This window comes from Pseudomonas sp. KU26590 (assembly GCF_026153515.1).
Lineage (GTDB): Bacteria > Pseudomonadota > Gammaproteobacteria > Pseudomonadales > Pseudomonadaceae > Aquipseudomonas.
In genome coordinates, this window is record NZ_CP110644.1 from 2,993,439 (window position 1) to 3,015,926 (window position 22,488).

The following is a 22,488-nucleotide window of genomic DNA, read 5'->3' on the forward strand; positions in this document are numbered from 1 at the left end:
CATGAGCAAGGACAACCCGACGCTGGCGTACTTCGACGCCGAGATGCGCTACTTGCGCGAAGCGGCTAAAGAATACGCCGCCGCATTTCCCGACCGCGCCGCCGCGTTGAATCTGGACAGACCCGGGGCGCAGGACCCCGCGGTCGAGCAGCTGTTCCAGGGCTTTGCGTTTCTGATGGGGCGACTGCGGGAAAAGCTCGACGACGACCTGCCGGAGTTGACCGAAGGTTTGGTCGGGCTGGTACGGCCGCAGTATCTGCGCATGATTCCGTCGCTGTCGATCGTTGAGTTCTCGCCTGACATCCATGAGATGAAGACCTGCGAGACCCTCCCCAAAGGCTTCGAGGTGCGCTCGCGACCGGTCGGCCCACAGGGGACTCGCTGCCGTTACACCACCACTCAGGACCTGACGCTGCGTGCGCTGTCCCTCGATGCCGTGGAGGTTGGACAGGAGGCCGATGGCCGCTCGGTGATCAGGCTGCGTTTCTCCCGGGGCAAGCTAATGCAATGGGACACGATGGACCTGCGCCAACTGCCGTTTTACCTGAACGCCAGCGCCCCCGTCGCCAGCGCGCTGCATCAGGCGCTGACACTCAATGCCCGCAAGGTCTATGTGCGCAAGGGCGACGCTGAACGCGAGCAGATCAAGGGAGGTTTCGGTCCCAGGGGCTTTGGTCCTAACGACCGTCTCTGGCCTCAGGGCGATGAGCGTATCAGCGGCTGCCCGCTATTGCTGGAGTACTTCAGCTTTCCCGAGAAATTCATGTTCGTCACGCTCCATGGGCTGGAGCAGGTGAAGTTCGAGGCCAACACCAAGGCGTTCGAGCTCGAGGTGGTCCTCGATCAACCCTGGCCCCGCGGGTTTGCGCTCAGTGCAGAGCACGTCCGTCTTCACGCCGTGCCGGTCATTAACCTGTTTGCCCTGGAGGCGGATCCTCTGGCCCTCGACCCCTTACAGACCGATTACCGGGTGCGGCCGGTGCAGGTGGAGGATGCCGACACGGAAATCTATTCCGTGGACAGCGTTATCGCGGGCAAGCGTGCTGCGCGGCATGAGTATGTGCCCTTCACCCATTTTCACCACAGGGGCGGAATGCTGCGTGACGACGCTCCGGAGCGCTATTTCCATACCCGGCTCAAACGCGCGCCGGATGGGTCCCACGACACATGGCTGGTTCTCGGGGGAGACGGTTTCGAGCAGGACCGCTCGAACCCGGCACACCGCCTGACGCTGCAGTTGACGGGCAGCAACGGTCAGTTGCCGCGGATGGCGTTGGCGGAGACGGTGCTTGACCAACCTGCGAAGTCGAGTCGGCGGACATTGACGGTGCGCAACCTGTGCGCGCCGACAATGCCCTGTTACGCGCCCGATCAAGACCGCTTTCATTGGCGTGTGCTCAGTCACCTGGGCTCGAGCTTTCTGCCGCTGCTGGACAGTGCCGAGGTCTTGCGCAATACGCTGGCGCTTTACGACTGGACCGACAACGAGCGGAACCGGCGCCGGTTGCAGTCGATCATCCAGGTTCGCCATCACCTGACCCAACGCTTTGAGGGCGGTTTTCTGCTGCGGGGTGTGGACATCGAAGTCACGCTGGAGGCGGGCAATTTTGCCGGGGAAGGGGACATCTGCCTGTTTGGTGAACTGCTCAGCCGTTTCTTTGCACAGTACGCCGACATTCACCTGTTCAACCAACTGACGCTAATCCTGCAACCGCAGGATAAACATTTGCGGTGGAGTGAAAATCACAGCCAGCGAGTGCCTGGATGAGCGTTCAGCCTGCACCCACGTCGCGTTTTGCGGTGTCCGGTTTTTTTGTGTACGAAGATCAGAAGCAGATCAAAGGCTTCCCGGCTAAAGCCGGTCCCACGGGTGACGCCTTCCCGGCTAAAGCCGGTCCTACCAAGAGCGCCGTTGATCTGTGTCTGATCTGCTTTTGATCTTCGTACCTAAACAGCCCAGTCACCGCCAATCGCGACTTGGGCGCGGGCCCACGGAGCGTCGTCGGAGTGAGGGTATTGCGACGTAGGAGGAACCAAGCCAGGAGCAAGCACCCTTGGTTACTTGGGGATGGTGCGACTTTCGACTTTTCCAAGTAACACGCCGAAGGCGAAACGGTTTGCCGTTAGGCAAACGCTCTTGATCCTGATCTATCCTCGAAACAAGCACATATCTCCAATCCAGCCGGGCTGCGAACGTCTACGCTCAACCTTCCCCCCGCACCCTATCCCGAGGCCCGCATCCCATGACCACCCTGACCCTCAAAGACGGTACCGACTTCTTCTACAAAGACTGGGGCACCGGCCAACCGATCGTCTTCTCCCATGGCTGGCCCCTCGACGGCGACGCATGGGATGCGCAAATGCTCTTCCTCGGCCAGCACGGCTACCGCGTGATCGCCCACGACCGCCGTGGCCACGGGCGTTCCGGCCAGACTTGGGACGGCAACGACATGGACACCTACGCCGACGACCTCGCCCAACTGTTCGAAGCCCTCGACCTTAAAGACGCCATCATGATCGGCCACTCCACCGGCGGTGGCGAAGTCGCCCGCTACATTGGCCGCCACGGCACCGCCCGCGTCGCCAAAGCCGTCCTCATCGGCGCCGTGCCACCGCTCATGCTCAAAACCGACGCCAACCCCGAAGGCCTGCCTATCGACGTGTTCGATGGCATCCGCGCCGGCTTCACCGCCGACCGCCCGCAATTCTTCAAGGACCTGGCCGTGCCGTTCTTCGGCTTCAACCGCGACGGCGTGAAAACCTCCCAGGGCGCCATCGACACGTTCTGGTCCATTGGCATGCTCGGCAGCGTCAAAGGTGAGTTCGATTGCATCAAGGCGTTCTCGGAAACCGACTTCACCGAAGACCTGAAAAAGATCGACGTGCCGACCCTGATCCTGCACGGCGATGACGACCAGATCGTCCCGATCGTCGCGTCCGGCTACAAGAGTCACGAGTTGGTGAAAGGCTCGACGCTGCACGTGGTCAAGGGCGGCGCCCATGGCATGTGCACGGTTCAAGCGGAAGAGATCAACGCGATCCTGCTGGGCTTCATCAAGGGCTGATCAGCCTGTTCAGCAAGGACTGGCGGTCTCAGGGCTGGAGGCTGCCAGGCTTTTCATCATGCGCTGACAGCCCAGCACCAAGGGCATATTCAGCCGCCGGTCATGTTCATGAAGCGCACCACCTGCACGTCATCATTCAGCTCGAAGTTGTGCTTCCACGGCTTCAATTGCATGGCGTTGACGATGGCTTTCTCCAGCTTCTCCGGCTGACCCGGATTGGCCCGAAGCACGGCCTTCAGATCCGCCGAATGCTCGTTACCCAGGCACAACAGCAAACGACCTTCCACCGTGACGCGAACCCGGTTGCAGGTCGCGCAGAAGTTGTGGCTGTGGGGCGAGATGAAACCGATGCGGATGTGCGGCGCCTCAGCCAATCGCCAGTAGCGCGAAGGCCCCGATGTTGTTTCGGTCGAATGCACCAGGGTGTAGCGCTCGGCGATGCGTTCGCGCACCTGCTCGCTGGAGTAGAACGACTCGGCGCGGCTGTGCTCGCTGATCGTCCCCAGCGGCATCTCTTCGATAAAGGTGATATCGACGCCACGATCAATGGCAAAGGCCACCAGATCATTGATCTCGTGGTCGTTGCGGCCCTGCATCACCACGCAGTTGAGCTTTGTGCGCTCGAAACCGGCTGCGTTGGCGGCGTCGATCCCGGCAATGACCTTGCTCAGATCACCGGTACGGGTCAGTTCCTTGAAGCGCGCGGGGTCGAGGCTGTCGAGGCTGATGTTGAGGCGCTTGAGGCCGGCTTCGAACAGCGGCACGGCGAGTTTGTCGAGCTGCGAGCCGTTGGTGGTCATGCACAGTTCGCGCAGGCCGGGCAGGGCGGCGATGCTGCGAACCAGCCCGACGATGCCGGAGCGCACCAGTGGTTCACCGCCGGTCAGACGAATCTTCTTGGTCCCCAGCGCGACGAAGCGCTCGGCCAGTTGATGAATTTCTTCGAGGGAGAGAATCTGCTGACGCGGCAGGAACGTCATGTCCTCGGCCATGCAATACACGCAGCGAAAATCGCAGCGATCCGTCACCGACATGCGGACGTAATCGACCTTGCGTGAATAGCTGTCCATCAGGACTCGATCTGACATTGATTACTCTCGACAACGTGACGCGTGGCAGAAACAGGGTGCGCGCCCCGGGAAATGAGGCGCGCGGCTGCAGCGTTAAATCTGGCTTCCGGTCTGCTGCTCGATGGCCGCACCAGTAACGCCGGTTGCCGAAGCCTGAATGGCTTTCGAATAGGACACGTAATACGCGAGCCCGACGAAAATTGCACCCCCCACGGCGTTGCCCAGGAACACCGCGACGAAGTTTTCAACGAATTCGGTCCAGCTCAGGGCATCTGCGAAAATCGCCGCCGGGATCACGAACATGTTGGCGACCACGTGCTGGAAGCCGATGGCGACGAAGGCCATGATCGGGAACCACATGGCAACGACCTTCCCGGTCACGTCTTTGCTGGCGTATGACAACCAGACCGCCAGGCACACCAGCCAGTTGCAACCAATACCGGAAATGAACGCCTGGCCGAAATCAGCGCTGACCTTGGCCTTGGCGATGGCCAGGGTCTTGGCCAGGTACGCGCCTTCGGTCAGGCCCAGTACATGGCCGAAGAAGTAGGCGACGAACAGCGCGCCAAGCAGGTTCGCGAACGTGACCAACGCCCAGTTGCGCGCCACCGCTGACAGCGGCACCCGACCGGCGAACATTGCAGTCGGCAGGCTCATCATGTTGCCAGTTAGCAGCTCGCCGCCGGCGAGGATCACCAGAATCAGACCCAGCGGAAACACCGCCGCGCCCAGCAGGTTACCCAGTGAGGCCCACTGCGGCGGGATCATCGTGCTGACGTGGATGTCCAGCAAAAAGCCCAGGGCGATGAACGCCCCGGCCAGAAAGCCCAGCACCAGGATGGCCGGGGTCGGCAGATGGGACTTCTTGACGCCGGCTTCGATGGTGATCTCGGCGATCTGCTGGGGTGTATTAATGGACATAGGCTTTCAAGCTCGCAAGCAATGGACCGCGCCCCGGCTGAACCAGCCAGTGGCGCGAAAACGAAGGAGGGGTTCAAGCATCCAGGCTTGGTGCGCGGAAGTGTCAGCGACACGGCGCCGATCTCTGATGGGCACGCTGCTGCGACGTTAAACCGCATTGCAGAGAACGCTCAAAAGACCTGATCAATTAGTGAGCACGCTACCGATCGGGCTCCTGAGCGTCCAATCGCTTGTTCCGATAGGGTCATCGACGCTGTCTATCACGAATCATTTGTCAGGTACCCGCCGCCAGGGACGCAAGCGTCCGAGACCACGGCGCTAGTCTTTGCTGTCGCGGGCGATGCTGCGCTCGTAGCGCTCCAGCAACGGCTGAATGCTGATGCCATGCAGCAAAATGCTCAGCGCCACCACCGACAAGGTCAGGCTGATGGTGGTATCGACGGCCTCAGCGGGGAGGCCATGGGTCAGCGCGTAGCAGAGGTAATACAGCGTGCCGATGCCACGAATGCCGAACCAGCCGACCAGCGCTTTTTGCGGTCGGGTCAGCAGGCGGCCACTGATCAGCAGCCAGACGCTCAACGGCCGTATCACACAGAACAACGCCAGGCCCAGGCCGACGGCGCGCCAATCCCAGTAACTGGCGAGGGCCGCGCCGAGGAGGGTGATCAACAGTACCTCCATCGCGCGCTCCACCAAGCTGCCGAAGACCATCATGTCGCCCATCATCACGCCCGCAGCGAGCTGGCTGTCGGACAGCGCCTCGCGGTCGCCCATGATCGCCGACGCCGGATCACTGTGGGTGTGCCCCAGCACGGGGATGGCCACGTGTTCCGACGGGACCTCCGATTGGGTGGCGTTGGATTCGGCGTGACGCAGGCCGATGCCGGCGGCAAACACGGCAAGAAAACCATAAGCCCCCAGCGTTTCAGCGCCAACGTAAGCAATGGCGATCAGCGCCAGGGCCAGGAAATCGTTGGGCGATTGCGTGCTGTCGGCATTCTTGATGCGCAGGTAGATCATTAGATGCCCGACGCCACGACCCAGGCCGTAACCGAGCATCAGGCCGACGGGTACGCCCCAGACGATATTCTTCAGCAGCCAGCCTTGGGTCCAGTCGAAATCCGAAAAACCGTGGGTGATGAACATCAGGGCGAAAATCACGAAGGGGAACGCGGTGCCGTCGTTGAGCCCGGCCTCACCGGACAGACCGAAGCGCACGCGGTCCAGGTCCTGGGCGCTGTTGACCTGCACCAGACCGGCCAGCACCGGGTCGGTGGGCGAAAGCATGGCACCCAGCAGTAACGCGATGGGCCATGACAGGCCGAACAGGTAGTGGGCGACCAGGCTGACCCCGGCAATGGTCGCCAGCATCACCGGCCCGGCCAGCAAGTACGCCGAATACCAGGCGCCCCGGTGCAGCGGCAGGCGCAGCTTGATGCCGGTGTTGAACAGGGAAAACAACACGGCAATTTCGGTCAGGCGTTCGAGCCAGTGGCGGGCGTCGCGAATGTCGAGCTGCGCGAGGTCCAGGCCCCACGGCCCGATCGCGGCGCCAAACGCCAGACACACCGCCGACGTCGTGACCGGCAGCCAGCGCAGGTAAGAAGAAGTCAGTGCCAGCAGCATCAGCAGGACACCGAAGACGGTCATGCAAAGAATGAAACTCATGCGGATACATCATCAGTCAATGGGCGGGAATGACTGTGTGACTGTGCAAGGTGGGGATAGTTGAAACAAATGTGGGATGGATTCGCGACCGGCGCAGCACAGCACTTTGTGGGACCGGCTTCAGCCGGGAATACCTTTGGGCGTGGGGGATACGCGGTTTGATCGTTCCCACGCTCCGCGTGGGAATGCATCTCCTGACGCTCTGCGTCAGAACGATGGGCGCGGAGCGTCCCGGGCGGCATCCACACGCGGAGCGTGGGGACGATCATATGAAGGTACACGGCGCTTGGTGGGACCGGCACCTGGCTAACGCCAATCCCGCTGGAGATACGCGGACACTTGCAGGAGCGCGCTTGCCCGCGAAGAGGCCGGTACATCCGCTACATCTCTAGCGTCTGGAATACTGCCTTCGCGGGCAAGCGCGCTCCTACACTGTCCGGCGTCAGCGATGGGTCGTGTATACGCCATCCATCTGCGGTGTGGCATCCGACGCCTTCCCGGCTAAAGCCGGTCCCACATTTATACGCGCGGCCGGTCCCACTGAAATCAAACGCACACCGCCTGTTCTACCGCTCGATCGTGCGGCTCCACCGCGCATTCCATTCCGGACGGACCTGGTTGACCTGATCCCAATCAATGGTCACGGCGGTTTCCAGGTATTTGTTCATGGCGTCCACCTGGCCACGGGTCTTGTCGGTGGTCGGGGTTTTCGGGTTGGACGGGATCTGGTCGCCCATCTCCAGGGCCGGCGCCTGGGCTTCGGGGGTCAGCAGGAAGGCCGCGAGCTTCTGCGCCAGTTCCGGCTGGTCGTTGTTGGCAATGGTGCATTCGGCCACGTTCAACACCACACCGCCTTCCTTCGGCGGCGCGTATTCCACTGGCACGCCCTTGAGCTTGAGCGCGGTCACCTGGGTGGGCGTCAGCGGGAACAGCGCCGCTTCGCCGGTCTGCACCATCTCCGAGATCTTCGCCGAGCTGGCGATGTACTCCAGCACGTTCGGCCCCACCGTCTTCGGCCACGCCTTGAAACCCGGCTCGACGTTGGTTTCGTTGCCACCCTGCAGCCGGTTGAACATCAGAAAACCGTGCAGCCCGAAGGTCGAAGAGGCCAGCGACTGGAACACCAGCTTCTCCTTATAGCGCGGGTCCGCCATGTCGGCCCAGGAGGTCGGCGCACTCCAGCCATTGTCCTTGAACATCTTGGTGTTGTAGGCAAGCCCGGTGACACCAAGGCTCACGGCCACCGCTTCTTCCTTGATCTTGCCCTTGGCCGGAATGTCCGCCAGGCTCGCGCTCGGATTCAACTTGCCGCACAGGCCCATGGAGATGGCCCGGTACATGATGCCGTCGTCGAGGAACATCACGTGCATCTGCGGGTTGTCCTTGCTGGCCTGAACCTTGGCGAGGATGTCCGAGGAGGTGCCCGGCACGATCACCACCTTGACGTTGTTGGCCTTCTCGAACGCTGGCAGCACGTTGTCGGCGTACAAGCGCTCCATGGTGCCTCCGTTCATGCCCAGGTACAGCGTCGGTTCGGCCTGTACGGGCATCGAAGCAACAAACACGGCAAGCGGCAGGCAAGACAAGCCAGTCAGGGCAACACGTTTCATATGAGTCATGGGTTCGACCTTCCTCTGAGCAATGGAATGACGTTATCAGTGCCGGACGGCACGACGATGGCGGGCGATGAAGTGTGCGGTTGCGATTGAAAGCGGGTGATCGAGAACGGACCCAGGTCGATGTTCGGCGCCCCGGCACAGACCATCTGCGCCAGCGCCTCGCCCGCCGCCGGGCCAATCTGAAAGCCCGATCCGGCAAAGCCGAAGCCGTGCAGCAAACCGGGTTGCGTCGAACTGGCGCCCAGGACGGGCTCGCGGTCGGGCAAGTAACCTTCGGTGCCGCTCCAGGTGCGAATGGCCTGGGCACCGGCCAGCGGCGGGTACAGTTCAACGGCGTTGCGCAGGATCTCCAGAATCGCCGCCTGACCGGGGCGCGCGGTGGCCGGGTCCAGCGGGAAACCCTGGCCGCCGCCCAGCACGCAATTGCCCCGCGCCACCTGACGGGCATAGATTCCGCCGCCTTCGACGCCGGTGCTGACGTCCATGAACATCGGCAGAGGCTCGGTCACCAGCATCGCCGGGTGGCCCGCGCGCATCGGCACCGGTTCGCCGAACTGATTGGCCAGTTGAGCCGCCCAGGCGCCGGCGCAATTGAGCAGCCACGGCGCGCGAAAGTTCAGGCGGCTGGCGGTGTGGATTAGAAAAGACTGCCCGTCATGGGCGACTTCACTGACGTAGGCCTGCTCGAACGTCTGCGCACCGGCCCGGCGTGCGGCAACGGCAAAGGCCGGGGAGACGAGGCGCGGGTTGGCATGGCCGTCCTCAGCGCACAGCGAAGCGCCCACCGCCACGTCGCCCGCCCAAGGGAAGCGCTCGCGCAACTGGGTGTGATCGAGCAACTGCAGCGCCATCCCGAACCCGCGCGACGCCTCTTCATAGGCGACCAGCGCGGCCATGTCCTTGTCGCTGCGGGCCAGCTTGAGATGGCCCGAGCGCACGTATTCGCCGTCAGTGCCGATGAACGCGCGCAGGTCACCCCAGATTTCATGGGCGCGTCGGGACAGCGGCAGTTGCGACAGCGGACGGCCCTGACGCCGCACGCCGCCGTAGTTCACTCCACTCGAATGCGAACCGAAGAAGTCCCGCTCCAGCAACGCCACCCGTTTGCCGCTCAGGGCCAGAAACAGCGCCGCCGACGCACCGACAATCCCGCCGCCAATAATCACCGCATCCACTTCAATGGGCTGGCTCATTGTTCTGCCTCCACGCCAAACGGCAGCGGCTTGATTGGCGCCTGCCCGCGCAAACGACCGACGCTGGCGATGTCGCGCCCCGAGGCGTGAGCGACGATTTCCGTCGCGGCCAGCCCGCACATGCGCCCCTGGCAGCGGCCCATGCCGACCCGGCACATGGCCTTGACCCGGTTGATCTCCCAGTGACCCTCGGCCACGGTTTGACGGATGTCGCCGGCGGTTACTTCCTCGCAGCGGCACACCGTAAGGCTGTCCGGCGCCTTGGCCGCCCAGTCCTCGGGAAACGGGAACGCGGTTTCCAATCCCCGGCGAAAGCGCTGGATGGCTTCCAGTTGCCGCTGCAATTCGATGCTCCGAGCCCGGTCGATGCGGTAGCCGATGTCGCCGAGCAAGGTCAGGGCCGCCAATTCGCCGGCCATTTCCGCGGCGTCGGCGCCCATGATCCCGGCGCCATCACCGGCCAGATAAACGCCTTCGACGCTGCTGCGTCCGGCGGCGTCGCGCGTAGGCAGCCAGGCGCGATTCAGCGCGCTCCAGCCGAACTCGCAGCCGAGCAGATCGGCCAATTGGGTTTCGCTGCGCAAGGCATGGGCGAACGCGACGGCGTCACAGGCGAGCTCTTTGCGTTGATTGCCCCGCTGCCAACTGACCCCGCTGACCCGTCGCTCGCCCTGAATGTCCTGCAGATGAACGCCTTGGTGCACCGGGACACCGTGGGCGGTCAGCCAGGCGCGGTAATAAAGCCCTTTGGCCAGCGTCGACGGTTGCCCGAGCAGCGCGGGCAGGGCGCGGGTCTGGGCGGAAAAGGGCGAGCTGTCGAGCACCGCCGCTACCGTCGCGCCGGCTTTGGCGTATTGATAGGCCACCAGATACAACAGCGGCCCGCTGCCGGCGAAGACCACGCGCTCACCGATGGCGCAGCCCTGAAACTTCAGCGCGACCTGCGCCGCGCCGAGGCTGTAAACGCCGGGCAACGTCCAGCCCGGCACCGGCAAGATGCGGTCGGTGGCGCCGGTGGCCACGATCAGATGCTTGAACGGCACCTGCGTCGCGCGGCCGTTGCGCAGGGTGTCGAGAGTGCGTTCTTCGGCGTTCCACACCAGCGTCTCGGGGCGGTAGTCGATCTCGCGCTGCAACTGATCAAGCGTGGCGTGAACCGACTCGGCTTTGCCCGCTTCGAAACCGTACAGCGCCTTGGCCGAGCGCTTGAAATTCTCCGGCTGGCGACGATAGACCTGACCGCCGCCGCGCAGGCTTTCATCCAGCAGACAAGGGCGCAGGCCGTGGGCGAGCAGCGTCTGCGCGGCGCGAATCCCGGCCGGCCCAGCGCCGACGATGACGGTGTTCATGGCTTGAAGGGTCGGCGCATTCATAAGCTGCGCCCCGGTTCGCGACTCACGCACACATCAGCTTCGAGCAGCGTCGAGCAGGCCCGGACCCGGCGGCCGTCGCCCAGTTTCACCCAGCAGTCCTGGCATGCGCCCATCAGGCAGAAACCCGCGCGGGGTTCGCCGCTGAAGTCGCTGCCGCGCAACGAGTCCTCTGCGGTCAGCACCGCCGTCAGCAACGTATCGCCCTGCAAACCGCTGACCGGCTGGCCATCGAGGGTGAAGGCGATTACGGCGCGGTCGTGTTCGGCCAGTCGTTTCAGCAACGCCATGGCGCGCGCTCCTTCAGGCACTCTTCATTGGACAGATGGGTGAACTGATCGGAGATCTGATCGGTGAACTGAGCAGTCATCAATGCCTCCCCACCAGCACACGGTCCAGGCCGTATACCCGGTCAAGGATGATCATGGTCGCCGCCGTCAGGGCAATGACCAGCGCCGAGACCGCCGCCATCATCGGGTCAATGGATTCGGTGGCGTACACGTACATGCGCACCGGCAGCGTCTGGGTCGAGGGCGAGGTGACGAAAATCGACAGCGTCACTTCATCGAAGCTGTTGATGAATGCCAGCAGCCAGCCACCGGCGACGCCGGGCAGGATCATCGGCAGAGTGATCAGGCGAAACAGCGTGAAGCGGCTGGCACCGAGGGATTCGGCCGCTTGCTCGGCGCTGCGGTCCATGCCGATGGAGGCAGCGATCACCAGCCGCAGCACGTACGGCGTGATCACCACCACGTGGGCGAACATCAGCCAGACGAAACTGCCGTTCACGCCCATCAGCGCGAACAGGCGCAGCATCGCCACCCCCAGCACCAGATGGGGAATGATGATCGGCGACAGAAACAGGCCGTTGAGAAAATCCCGGCCAGGAAACCGGTAGCGGGTGATCGCCAACGCCGCCGGCACCGCGATCAACGTCGCCAGGGTGGCCGCGACCACCGCCAGAATCAGGCTGTTGTAGAAGGACTGAATGAAATCCGCGCGCTCGAACACCGCCCTGAACCAGCGCAGGGAAAACCCGTGCCACGGCAGGCTGAGGGTGTTTTCCGGGGTGAAGGCCACCAGGCACACCACCACCAGCGGCGCCAGCATGAACACCACCACCAGGGCATGAAACGACAGGGCCAGAGGACCGTTCTTGGACATCGCTCATTCCCCCAGGGATTTTTTATAGCGGCCTTCGACCAGCCGGTTCCACGACAGCATGACCAACAGGTTGATCAGCAGCAGCGCCACGGCAATCGCCGCGCCCATGGGCCAGTTGAGTTCCGAGAGGTATTGGTCGTAGACGACGGTGGCGACCATTTTCAGCCGCCTCCCGCCGAGCAGTCCGGGGATGGCAAACGAGCTGGCGGACAGGCCGAAGACGATCAAGGTCCCCGACAGCACGCCGGGCATTACCTGGGGAAGCACCACCATCCTCATCACCTGTGCCTGTGTGGCACCGAGGGACAGCGCGGCCTGTTCGGCGGAGGCGTCGAGTTTCTGCAGCGAGGTCCACACCGGGATGATCATGAACGGCAGCATCACGTGGACCAGCGCCAGAATCACCGCGAACGGCGTGTAGAGCATCTTGATCGGGCGACCGCCGAGGGCCTGGATGGCTTGATTGATCAAACCGTCGGCGCCGAGCAACAGGCTCCAGCCAAACGCTCGCACCACCACCGAAATCAGCAGCGGCGTCAGGATCAGGATCAGGAAAATCGAGCGCCACGGGGTGCCCATGCGGCTGAGGATGTAGGCTTCGGGGACGCCGATCACCACGCACAGCAGGGTCACCAGTGCGCTGATCCAGAAGGTGCGCAGGAATATCTCGTAGAAGTACGAATCGGTGAGCAGGTTGGCGTACTGCGCCAGGGTCCATTCACTGCCCTTGACCCCGACCTCGTAGTCGAACACGTTGAACGACAGCACCAGCGTCAGCAGCAATGGCAGCACCAGCAGGCCGAAAAACAGCGCCAGGGCCGGGGCCGACAGCAGATACCCGCGCCCGGTGTCGCGCAGCACACTCATGCCGGCACCTCGTCGACGCTCAATACCCGCAGCAGATCCGACGGCCAGTCCAGCCCCACCGCGAAGCCTTCGTTCATCGGCGCGTCGCCATCGTTGCGGCGCACCACGGTGATTTCGCCGATGGGCGTTTCGATGCGATACAGCCACTGGCTGCCGAGGAAGTAGCGCATCACCACGCGCCCTTGCAGACGCCCGCTCCCCGCAGGCACCAAGTCAATTTTCTCCGGGCGCAGGCTCAGCACCAGCTCGCCGTCGCCGGGCTCATGGCGCACCTGGGCCGCGCCGCTGGCATCGCGATCGCCGCGCAGCAGGTTGGCCTTGCCGACGAAGCCGGAGATGAAACGGGTACGGGGGTGTTCGTAAAGGTTGTAGGGCTCGTCGATCTGGGTGATGCGCCCGGCCTGCATGACCACGACGCGGTCGCTGATGGACAGCGCTTCGGCCTGGTCGTGGGTGACCATCAGGGTGGTGATGCCGACTTCGCGCTGGATGCGGCGGATTTCAAACTGCATCTCTTCGCGCAAGTTGGCGTCGAGGTTGGACAGCGGCTCGTCCAGCAGCAATACCGGCGGCTCGATCACCAGCGCCCGGGCCAGGGCCACGCGCTGACGCTGGCCGCCGGACAGCTCGCGCGGATAACGCTCGGCATGGGGCGTGAGGCGCACCAGTTCCAGCACCCGGGAGACGCGGCGCTCGATGTCATGGGCGGAGACTTTGCGCATCTTCAGGCCGAAGGCGACGTTGTCGCGCACGGTCATGTGCGGGAACAGCGCGTAGGACTGGAACACCACACCGAGGCCGCGACTGGCCGGCTTGGCGTGGGTGATGTCGCGGCCGTCCAGCAGGATGCGGCCGGCGCTGACATCAACGAAGCCGGCGATCATTTGCAGGGTGGTGGTTTTGCCGCAGCCGGAGGGGCCGAGTAGGGAAACGAATTCGCCTTGCTCCACCGAAAGGTCAGTGGCCACCACGGCATCAATGGGGCCGTAGCGTTTGCACAGTGCCTGGAGTTGAAGAAAAGCCATGGCTGCGTTCCACCTTTTTTCGTGCACACCGAAGGCGTGCGTTTTTTATGGGCAGATGCGAAAAGAAGTGTTGCGTGTGGCCGTGGACGCTGGCGCTCGATCAATGTCGGCTGCCGCTGTTATTCAAATCGCCCTGTGGACTGATCCTAGGCCCAAGACTAGGATGCGCTCAACGAGCAATTTCATTGAGTGAGTAGTTTTTTCAGATTCATTCATTCAGCGAAAAGAAACGGGGGCTGATGCTAAATGGATTCCACTGAGCGGAAGACCGACGAGAAAGAAACGGGCGTTGGCGCAGTCTCTCGCCTGTTTGCAGTGCTGCGGGCGCTGGGCAATTGTCCGGACGGCAGCGAGCGGGTCACGCAACTGGCGCAGCAGGTCGGCCTGTCGCAGCCGACCACCCACCGTTTGCTGCGCAGCCTGATGGATGAGGGCATGGTCGAGCAGGATGTGCGCAGCAAACGCTATCGACTGAGCCTGGAATTCTTTGCCCTGGCGGCGCGCGCCGGGCAGTCCGGCAACCTGCGCGACGTGGTGCGGCCGAGCTTGCTGAGGTTGTCGGCCTCGTTGGGGGACTCGCTGTTTCTGCTCGCCCGCAGTGGTTTCGATGCGGTGTGCCTGGACCGCAGCGAAGGGCCGTACCCGATCCGCACCTTCACCGGCGATATCGGCGGCCGCGTGGCGCTGGGCGTGGGGCAGGGCAGTCTGGCCATTCTGGCGTTCCTGCCGGAAGAAGAGCGCGAGACGGTGATACGTTACAACCTGCCGCGCCTGCGGGATTTCCACCTCTACGACGAAGTGATGCTGCGCTCGGAAATCGACACGGTACGGCGTACCGGCTATGCCGCGCGCAATACCGGCGTGCTGGAGGGCATGGCCGGCCTTGCCGTGCCGATTCTCGACCGTGATGGCCGGGCGGTGGCGGCGTTGAGCGTGGCCACCATCAGCGACCGCCTCAGTGCAGACCGCATGCCCACGGTGGTGGACATGCTCAAGCGTGAAGCGACGGCGATCAGCCAGAAGATCAACCCGTTCGATCCGGTGTTGCGTCGTCCCTCCCAGGTGTTCGGCCAGCGGGAATGATTGCCGCCTCCTGCACATTCATCTGAATGACGTTCAGCACGTTTTGACAACCGTTTGATTGGGCTGCAGGCCTTGTAGTTCGCGCTTCTCAGCCGTTCGTCGGATCTGCCGGGCCGACCTTCAAGATCCCCTGCGCGGGGTCGAATCACTCTGTGTAGGCGCCTCGTTTTCAGACCGTTCCGACGCGATGGCACAGGGATGTGGCAAGCCGCAAAAAACTCCGGGTGATCCTCGGAGCAGGTTGTCCCCCCTTTTGAGATCCTCGTATGTCGAAATCCCTGAGATTGCAGATTCTCGCGCTGCTCAGCGGCAGCCTTGTGCTGGTCGTGCTGATTGCCCTTGCGTGTTTCCAGTTCCTGTCCATCAACGTACACGCCTATCGCGGCCTGCTTGAAGGACCCTTGCACGCCTCGCAACTGGTTGATCAGGCCAACCTGCAATTCAAGGTCCAGGTGCAGGAGTGGAAAAACGTGCTGTTGCGCGGCAAGCTGCCGGCGGATCGCGATAAATTCTGGGGGCAGTTCGAAGACCAGGAACGTCAGGTGCAGGACACCCTCGGCAGCTTGAGTGCAATGGAAGGGCTGGATCCGACCACCAAAACCCAGGTCGATTCGCTGCGCAACGAGCACCGCACCCTCGGTGTCGCGTACCGCAAAGGCCGTGACGCTTACATCGCCGCTGGCGGTGATCCGGTGGCCGGTGACATGGCTGTCAAAGGCGTCGACCGTGCCGCCAGCGAGCAAATGACCGGCCTGGTGGTTGGCCTGCGCAAACAGAGCGACCAGCAGTCGAAAATCCTCAGCAGCACCGCCGACCGGACCATCCTCATCGGCACGCTGGTCATGCTCGCGTCGGCGTTGCTAGTCGGCGTGCTCACCCTGTGGGTGGTCAACCGCAACATCGTCGGCCCGATCCGCATGTTGATCGAATACGTCGCGCAACTGAGTCAGGGCAAGTTTAGCGACCGCGTCAGCATCACCCGTCAGGATGAGCTGGGGCGTCTGGCGGTTGCCGCCAATACCCTGCGGGATTTTCTCGCTGACACCTTCACCCGCCTCAAGCGCAGCACCACCGACCTGGACAGTGCCGGCGGCGAGCTGAAGGCGATTGCCGCGCTGATGGCCCAGGGCACTCACGAGCAGTTCGAGCGCACCGACCAGGTGGCGACGGCGATGACCGAAATGTCCGCCACCGCCCAGGAAGTCGCGCGCCATGCGGCTCAGGCAGCCCAGGCCGCTGATGAAGCGGATCGCAGTTCCCAGGAAGGCAGCAAGGTGATGGGCGCGACCATCACCGCTATCACCCAGATGCGCACCGAGATCAGCAACACCGCTGACGTCATTCGCCGTCTGGAAACCGACAGCGGGCGGATCGGCAAGGTGCTGGAAGTGATTCGCGGCATCGCCGAGCAGACCAACCTGCTGGCGCTGAACGCGGCCATCGAAGCGGCCCGTGCCGGCGATGCCGGGCGTGGCTTTGCGGTGGTCGCCGATGAAGTGCGCACGCTGGCCCAGCGCACGGCGGCCTCGACGGCGGAAATCAACCAGATCATCAATTCGGTGCAGACCGGCGCCGTGGATGCTGCGCTGGCGATTGAAAGCGGCCAGGCCAGGAGCCAGGAAAGCGTCGATCAGGTGGCGCTGGCGGGTTCCTCGCTGGAACGCATTACCACGGCCGTCGAAGCCATCCGCGACATGAACCGTCAGATCGCTACGGCTGCCGAAGAGCAGACGTCCGTGGCAGAAGACATCTCCCGCAACCTGACGGAAATCACCGCCATCGCCACCACCAACCAGGACAACGTCCAGCGCACCCAGACCGCGAGTCAGGATCTGAGTGTGTTGTCGGCGGGCTTGAATGACGTGATTTCGCGGTTGAGTGCGTAGAACTCGTATGTTCATGCCGGCCTCTTCCCGGCTAAAGCCGGTCCCACTAATCGAACGCGATCCAATAGTGGGACCGGCTTTAGCCGGGAAGGCGTCGGCAGTCACACCGCAAAATTGATTGCTGGCGAACGCGGTGGGTCGTTTCTGAATGTGTCGACTGACACAACGCCTTCGCCAGCAAGCCGGCTCCTGCAGGGGGGCGCGTTGTGCCTTCCTAGGTGGGACCGGCTTTAGCCGGGAAGGCGTCGGGTGTGACACCGCGAGACTGATGGCGCACAAACGGGCCCATTCCCGGCTAAATCCGATCCCACGAAAACAACGCCTGCAGCGCGATCATCCTTGGCGAAACACCAGCGCCTTGAGCCCGCCTTCTGCCTCGGCATCGGCAAATTCCGGCGGGTTTTCGAGGCGCTGTTCAAACCGCAACCCCGGCGCTTCGCGGGTCACGCCTTCGATGAGGAAGTCCGCGCCCAGCAGCGGGTCGTTCATGCAGGCCAGCACCGTGCCCTGCGGGGTCAACAGGTCCGGCAACTGGCGCAGCACCCGCTGATAATCCTTGGTCAGCAAAAAACTGCCTTTCTGAAACGACGGCGGGTCGATGATCACCAAGTCATACGGGCCGGTGCTTTTCACCTTGCCCCACGATTTGAACAGCTCGTGGCCCAGAAAAGTGACCTTGCTCAGGTCATGGCCATTGAGACGGTGGTTGTCACGACCGCGACTCAACGCCGCCCGGGACATGTCCAGATTGACCACAAAATCCGCGCCACCCTCGATTGCCGCCACTGAGAACCCGCAAGTGTAAGCAAACAAGTTCAGCACCCGCTTGCCCGCCGCATGGGCCCGCACCCAGTCGCGACCGTAGCGCATGTCGAGGAACAGCCCGGTGTTCTGTTTTTTGCCGAAATCCAACCGATAGCGCAGGCCGCCCTCGGTCAGGGTCCATTCCTCCGGCATCTCGCCCAGCAGCGCCTCGGTATGGCTGTCCGGCAGATAGCGGTGCTGCAACAACAGCGTATGGGCACGGGATTGCTGCCACACCGGTGACTCGATGAGGGTGAACAACCGCTGCTTCAGCGATTCCAGCTCATCGGCGGCAGGTTCCTTGAACAGCGACACCAGTACCACGCCCTGCATCCAGTCGACGGTCAGCTGTTCCAGGCCCAGCCAGCGTCGGCCACGGCCGTGAAACAGGCGGCGGGTCTCTGCCGGGGCGTCGGCAAGGGCGGTCTGAAGGTGGGAGTCGAGCAGGTCGAGGGCGTCGGCATTCATCGGTGGGCGGCAGGTCGGCAGTGGGAAGGGGCGGCATTCTAGACCAATCGCGGCGCCAGCACTCGTCGCCCCTGCATCCGCCGCGAAGCCTCGGTATACGCCACAACCGGGTTGGACAGGCCCACCGCTTCACGGGCAAGCTTTGCTCCTCCGCGTTCTGATCTGGAAAAGGAAATGCCATGGCCGACGAATTGATCCTGCGCGATGCTCGCGAGTCCGATATGCCCGCCGTGCAGGCGATCTATGCCCATCATGTGATCCACGGCACCGCCAGTTTCGAGCTGGAGCCCCCGACCGTGGAGCAAATGCTGCAGCGCCGCGCCGACATCTGTGCCAACGGCTTGCCTTATCTGGTCGCCGAGCGCGACGGTGAAGTGGTTGGCTACGGTTACGCCACTTTGTACCGGCCGCGCCCGGCCTATCGCTTCACCGTGGAAGACTCGGTTTACGTGCGCGAGGGCATGGCCGGGTTCGGCATTGGCCACGCGCTGCTGGCAGCGGTCATTCAGCACTGCACGGCATCCGGCCGGCGGCAGATGGTGGCGATCATTGGCAACAGCGAAAACACCACCTCCATCCGGCTGCACGCGCGACTGGGCTTTCGCCATGTCGGCGTGTTCGAGTCCGTCGGCTTCAAGCACGGTCGCTGGCTGGACACGGTGATCATGCAGCGCGGACTGGGGGAGGGCGCGAGCACCACCCCCGACCGTTGACCCGGCCGATCAGGTAGCGGGCGCGCCCTCGGGTTGATCATGGGCCACGGCTTCGCCGGTTTCAGGCACCGCCAGCCACAGCAGCACAAACGCCACCGCCGCAATCGCCGCCAACGTCAAGAACGCTGCGCTGTAGCCCGCCTCGCGCACGACAAGCCCGGCCAGACCGTTGCTCAGCGCCGCGCCCAGGCCGAACACTGTCGAGATCGCCCCCAGGCTGACATTGAACCGCCCTGTGCCGCGCGTCAGGTCCTTGACCACCAGCGGCAGCAGCGCGCCGAACGCCCCGGCGCCGATGCCGTCGAGCAATTGCACACCGACCAGCCAGTAAGGGTTGTCGGACATGACATACAGCACGCCCCGCAGCGGCAGAAAAATGAAGCCCGCCAGCAATAAGGGTTTGCGCCCCCACACGTCGGCTTTGGCGCCCACCAGCCAGGCCACCGGGACCATCACCAGTTGTGCGGCGACGATGCAGGCGGAAGTCAGCGGCGTGGCGAGGTTGACGTCGATCTGCGAGAGCTTCTGACTCACCAGCGGCAGCATCGCCGCATTGGCCAGGTGAAACAGCCCGCAGCAGATGGCGAACACCAGCAACGGTCGGTTGTGCAGCAATACCGCCCAGCCGCTGGGTTGGTCATCGCCTTGGTCATGGCTGGGGTCGAAGCCGCGCGCGACATCGTGGTCAATCGCCGAGGCATCGACAAATGCCACCGCGACAATGCTCGCCAGCGCCATGAACGCCATCAGGTAAAACACCGCAATCGGCCCGAATATCCATGAAAAGATGCCCGCCAGCAGGGCTGCGCAGGCGTTACCGGCGTGGTTCCAGGTTTCGTTGCGCCCGGTCCGGCGGGTAAACGCCTTCGGCCCGGTGATGCCCAGGGAGATGGCCGCGATGGCGGGGGCGAACACGGAGCCGGCAATGGCGCTGATGCTCTGGGTGATCGCCACCCAGGTGAACGAGTGAATGAACGGCAGCACCAGACACCCGGCGGTCACCAGTAATGCTGCCACGATGACCACCAGGCGTTTGCTGCGGGTGCGGTCAATCAGCGCACCCGCAGGCGTTTGCGTGACCAGCGCGGCGATGCCGGCGAGGGTCATGACCAGCCCGATACTCGCCGGATCCCACTTATGAACGGCCAGTAAATAGATCGCCAGATAGGGCCCGAGGCCATCGCGCACGTCCGCCAGAAAGAAGTTCAGGCCGTCCAGGGAACGGTTGTTGCGCTGATCGGATGGTTTGCTCAAGGTCGGCCTCACTGTGGCGATGCGCAAGCGAAACGGTTGCGGCATTGCTAAATGACCCGGCGCTTTGGCAATGGTTCTTCACGCTGGTTCTTCACCTTCGCTTTGCAGACTGTTGCGGCTGAAGTAACGGACTTTCTTGTTACGGCGTTTGAATCGAGACCGGCGCAGGCATAAGCTTCGCGCCATTGATATCGCCGGACGTGTTGGCTCCGGCGATCTTCCGGATATACTTAGCTCAGGAACCGCCATGTCCAGTCTGTTTCCCGCTGCCCGTCCACGCCGTCTGCGCAGCAACGAACACTTCCGCTCGCTGTTTCAGGAGAGCGAATTCACCCTGAACGATCTGGTGCTGCCGATCTTCGTCGAAGAAGAAATCGACGACTTCGTGCCGATCAACAGCATGCCCGGCGTGCAGCGCATTCCCGAGTCCAAACTGGCCCAGGAAGTCGAGCGCTATGCCCGCGCCGGCATCAAGTCGGTCATGACCTTTGGCGTTTCCCATCATCTGGACGCCACCGGCAGCGACACTTGGCAGGAAAACGGCCTGGTCTCGCGGATCTCGCGCACCATCAAATCCGCCGTGCCGGAAATGATCGTGATGTCCGACACCTGCTTCTGCGAGTACACCGACCACGGCCACTGCGGCGTGATGCACGGCGGCCGCGTCGACAACGACGCAACTATTGAAAACCTCGGCAAGCAGGCGGTGATGGCAGCGCGTGCCGGCGCTGACGTGATTGCCCCTTCGGCGGCGATGGACGGCCAAGTGAAGGCGATTCGCGCCGCCCTCGACGCCGCCGGTTTCACCCAGACGCCGATTATGGCGTACTCAACCAAGTTCGCCTCGGCGCTGTACGGCCCGTTCCGCGAAGCCGGCGGTTCGGCCCTCAAGGGCGACCGCAAAAGCTACCAGATGAACCCGATGAACCGCCGCGAAGCCCTGCGCGAATCGCTGCTGGACGAAGCTGAAGGCGCCGATGCGCTGATGGTCAAGCCGGCCGGCGCTTACCTGGACATCATCCGCGACATCCGCGAAGCCTCGAACCTGCCACTGGCGGCGTATCAGGTCAGCGGCGAGTACGCCATGATCAAGTTCGGCGCCCAGGCCGGCGCGATCGATGAACACCGCGTCGTGCGCGAAACCCTCGGCGCGATCAAACGCGCGGGTGCTGATCTGATCTTCACTTACTTTGCGATGGACCTGGCCCTGAGCGGGATCTGATTTCCATGCGCAGAAGATGACGCTGGGGGCCGCGTGCTCCCGGCGTCACGCTGCCGTTCTGTCCGGCACTTCAGGCTGCACATGAGCCGCCTGCCAGGCATCCAGCCCACCGATGAGTGCTTTGCCCCGGGTCAGGCCGTGGGCGTGGAGCTTTTCCGCCAGCAATGCCGCCGACAGCTCATTCGGGCAGGCGCAATAGAACACCATGTCCACATCGCCCAGGCGCTCGATCCACGGCGCAATCGGCTCCTCAAGACTGATCGACACCGCCCCCGGAATGCCTTCGACGACGGCCGCATGAAAACTCGGCCGCACGTCAATGATCACTGGCGCATCGTCGGTGTCACGCAGGGCCAACAGTTCGGCAACGGTGATGCGCGGCACCCGTGCCGTGCGCGCATTGAGCCGACGCCGCTTGGCGTACTTCCAGCCAATGAACAGCGTTAACACCGCCAGCACGCTGACGATGGCGATCGGTATATAGCCGCTCAGCCAGTCAAGCATGGGGATCAGCGCATCACTGAACAGCATGCCCAACAGCAACGCCGAGCCCGCCCAGATAAACGAACCCGCCAGGGAGTAACGCACGAACACCCAGATCGGCGTGGCGTTCATGCCGGCCACGGTGGTGACCAGCGCACCCGCGCCAGGCAGGAACTTCGACAGCAGCATCGCCCTGGGCCCCACTCGTTCATAAACGGTGAGCCCCTGACGGATGCAGGTGTCTTGCGAAAGGGAAATTTTGCAGATGGTTTTGAGCAGCACGCCGCCATAACGCTTGCCGGCCCAGTACCACAGCCCATCGGCGATCAGGCAGGCGACCATCGCCACCAGCACCCCGGCGCCCAGCAGCGGCTTGCTCTGCATGGCCAGCGCTCCGGTGACGATCAGCGTCGGGTACGCCGGCACCGGTAAGCCGATCTGCTCCAGCAGCACGTTGACGAATACCAGCAACAGCCCGTGGCTTTCATTCAGCTGCTGCAGTTCGTTCATGGCGGTGCCTGTTCGGGAGGTTCAGGAAGAAAAAAAAGAGGTGCCCGTACCGTCGCCGAACAGTCCTTTTGTGTCAACGCCGATTGTCGTGGGTCAACGGGGT

General features: G+C 63.2%; 20 protein-coding genes. 7 read left to right on the forward strand and 13 right to left on the reverse strand.

Features of this window, described 5'->3' with window-relative positions; genetic code table 11:
* Position 1 precedes the first annotated feature (1 nt).
* From tssF to OKW98_RS13130, 3 genes are all read left to right on the forward strand, one after another.
* Positions 2-1,768, forward strand: coding sequence for a type VI secretion system baseplate subunit TssF (gene tssF / locus OKW98_RS13120; protein ID WP_265389538.1), 1,767 nt, complete (start codon positions 2-4; stop codon positions 1,766-1,768).
* On the forward strand, positions 1,765-1,938 hold the full coding sequence (locus OKW98_RS13125) for a hypothetical protein (RefSeq protein ID WP_265389539.1): 174 nt from the start codon (positions 1,765-1,767) through the stop codon (positions 1,936-1,938). The genes tssF and OKW98_RS13125 overlap by 4 nt, the downstream gene beginning before the upstream one ends.
* A gap of 305 nt (positions 1,939-2,243) precedes the next feature.
* The gene (locus OKW98_RS13130; protein ID WP_265389540.1) at positions 2,244-3,065 is read left to right on the forward strand and encodes an alpha/beta fold hydrolase; all 822 of its coding nucleotides are present in this window, start codon (positions 2,244-2,246) and stop codon (positions 3,063-3,065) included.
* Between the two features lie 89 nt (positions 3,066-3,154).
* Here the strand turns inward: OKW98_RS13130 and moaA are convergent, their stop codons facing one another.
* The 10 genes from moaA to OKW98_RS13180 all read right to left on the reverse strand — a co-directional run bounded on the left by moaA (position 3,155) and on the right by OKW98_RS13180 (position 13,962).
* A complete protein-coding gene (gene moaA / locus OKW98_RS13135; RefSeq protein WP_265389541.1) occupies positions 3,155-4,153 on the reverse strand; it encodes a GTP 3',8-cyclase MoaA in 999 nt (332 codons plus the stop codon).
* Positions 4,154-4,228: 75 nt separating this feature from the next.
* Positions 4,229-5,056 (reverse strand): formate/nitrite transporter family protein, encoded by an 828-nt coding sequence (locus OKW98_RS13140; RefSeq protein ID WP_265389542.1) that lies wholly within the window; start codon positions 5,054-5,056, stop codon positions 4,229-4,231.
* A gap of 318 nt (positions 5,057-5,374) precedes the next feature.
* Positions 5,375-6,724 carry a cation:proton antiporter gene (locus tag OKW98_RS13145; RefSeq protein WP_265389543.1) on the reverse strand — a complete coding sequence of 450 codons (1,350 nt, stop codon included), beginning with the start codon at positions 6,722-6,724 and terminating at the stop codon, positions 5,375-5,377.
* 566 nt (positions 6,725-7,290) lie between these two features.
* Positions 7,291-8,343: an ABC transporter substrate-binding protein gene (locus tag OKW98_RS13150; RefSeq protein ID WP_265389544.1), complete on the reverse strand. Its 1,053-nt coding sequence runs from the start codon at positions 8,341-8,343 to the stop codon at positions 7,291-7,293.
* Positions 8,340-9,536, reverse strand: a complete 1,197-nt coding sequence (locus OKW98_RS13155; RefSeq protein ID WP_265389545.1) for an NAD(P)/FAD-dependent oxidoreductase — start codon at positions 9,534-9,536, stop codon at positions 8,340-8,342. The genes OKW98_RS13150 and OKW98_RS13155 overlap by 4 nt, the downstream gene beginning before the upstream one ends.
* Entirely contained in the window at positions 9,533-10,909 is a 1,377-nt protein-coding gene (locus OKW98_RS13160; protein WP_265389546.1) for an NAD(P)/FAD-dependent oxidoreductase, read from the reverse strand. Before OKW98_RS13160 ends, OKW98_RS13155 begins: the two co-directional genes overlap by 4 nt.
* Positions 10,906-11,196, reverse strand: coding sequence for a (2Fe-2S)-binding protein (locus tag OKW98_RS13165; protein ID WP_265389547.1), 291 nt, complete (start codon positions 11,194-11,196; stop codon positions 10,906-10,908). The genes OKW98_RS13160 and OKW98_RS13165 overlap by 4 nt, the downstream gene beginning before the upstream one ends.
* A gap of 79 nt (positions 11,197-11,275) precedes the next feature.
* Positions 11,276-12,070, reverse strand: coding sequence for an ABC transporter permease (locus tag OKW98_RS13170; protein WP_037010374.1), 795 nt, complete (start codon positions 12,068-12,070; stop codon positions 11,276-11,278).
* Between the two features lie 3 nt (positions 12,071-12,073).
* Positions 12,074-12,937: an ABC transporter permease gene (locus OKW98_RS13175; protein WP_265389548.1), complete on the reverse strand. Its 864-nt coding sequence runs from the start codon at positions 12,935-12,937 to the stop codon at positions 12,074-12,076.
* The gene (locus OKW98_RS13180; RefSeq protein ID WP_265389549.1) at positions 12,934-13,962 is read right to left on the reverse strand and encodes an ABC transporter ATP-binding protein; all 1,029 of its coding nucleotides are present in this window, start codon (positions 13,960-13,962) and stop codon (positions 12,934-12,936) included. Before OKW98_RS13180 ends, OKW98_RS13175 begins: the two co-directional genes overlap by 4 nt.
* Before the next feature lie 246 nt (positions 13,963-14,208).
* On the opposite strand from OKW98_RS13180, the gene OKW98_RS13185 reads away from it, so the two are divergent.
* Together OKW98_RS13185 and OKW98_RS13190 are read left to right on the forward strand one after the other, a co-directional pair.
* Positions 14,209-15,045, forward strand: coding sequence for an IclR family transcriptional regulator (locus tag OKW98_RS13185; protein ID WP_265389550.1), 837 nt, complete (start codon positions 14,209-14,211; stop codon positions 15,043-15,045).
* A 266-nt stretch (positions 15,046-15,311) separates the two neighbouring features.
* Positions 15,312-16,931: a methyl-accepting chemotaxis protein gene (locus OKW98_RS13190; protein WP_265389551.1), complete on the forward strand. Its 1,620-nt coding sequence runs from the start codon at positions 15,312-15,314 to the stop codon at positions 16,929-16,931.
* A 333-nt stretch (positions 16,932-17,264) separates the two neighbouring features.
* Here the strand turns inward: OKW98_RS13190 and OKW98_RS13195 are convergent, their stop codons facing one another.
* The gene (locus tag OKW98_RS13195) at positions 17,265-18,203 is read right to left on the reverse strand and encodes a class I SAM-dependent methyltransferase (protein ID WP_265389552.1); all 939 of its coding nucleotides are present in this window, start codon (positions 18,201-18,203) and stop codon (positions 17,265-17,267) included.
* Between the two features lie 179 nt (positions 18,204-18,382).
* On the opposite strand from OKW98_RS13195, the gene OKW98_RS13200 reads away from it, so the two are divergent.
* Positions 18,383-18,916: a GNAT family N-acetyltransferase gene (locus OKW98_RS13200; protein ID WP_265389553.1), complete on the forward strand. Its 534-nt coding sequence runs from the start codon at positions 18,383-18,385 to the stop codon at positions 18,914-18,916.
* A 9-nt stretch (positions 18,917-18,925) separates the two neighbouring features.
* Here OKW98_RS13200 and OKW98_RS13205 read toward each other — a convergent pair whose 3' ends face one another.
* On the reverse strand, positions 18,926-20,170 hold the full coding sequence (locus OKW98_RS13205; RefSeq protein WP_265389554.1) for an MFS transporter: 1,245 nt from the start codon (positions 20,168-20,170) through the stop codon (positions 18,926-18,928).
* Between the two features lie 247 nt (positions 20,171-20,417).
* Between OKW98_RS13205 and hemB the strand changes: the two genes are divergently transcribed.
* Positions 20,418-21,392 carry a porphobilinogen synthase gene (hemB, locus tag OKW98_RS13210; RefSeq protein ID WP_108122445.1) on the forward strand — a complete coding sequence of 325 codons (975 nt, stop codon included), beginning with the start codon at positions 20,418-20,420 and terminating at the stop codon, positions 21,390-21,392.
* Positions 21,393-21,437: 45 nt separating this feature from the next.
* On the opposite strand, the gene OKW98_RS13215 is transcribed toward hemB, so the two are convergent.
* The gene (locus tag OKW98_RS13215; RefSeq protein WP_265389555.1) at positions 21,438-22,385 is read right to left on the reverse strand and encodes a VTT domain-containing protein; all 948 of its coding nucleotides are present in this window, start codon (positions 22,383-22,385) and stop codon (positions 21,438-21,440) included.
* Positions 22,386-22,488 lie beyond the last annotated feature (103 nt).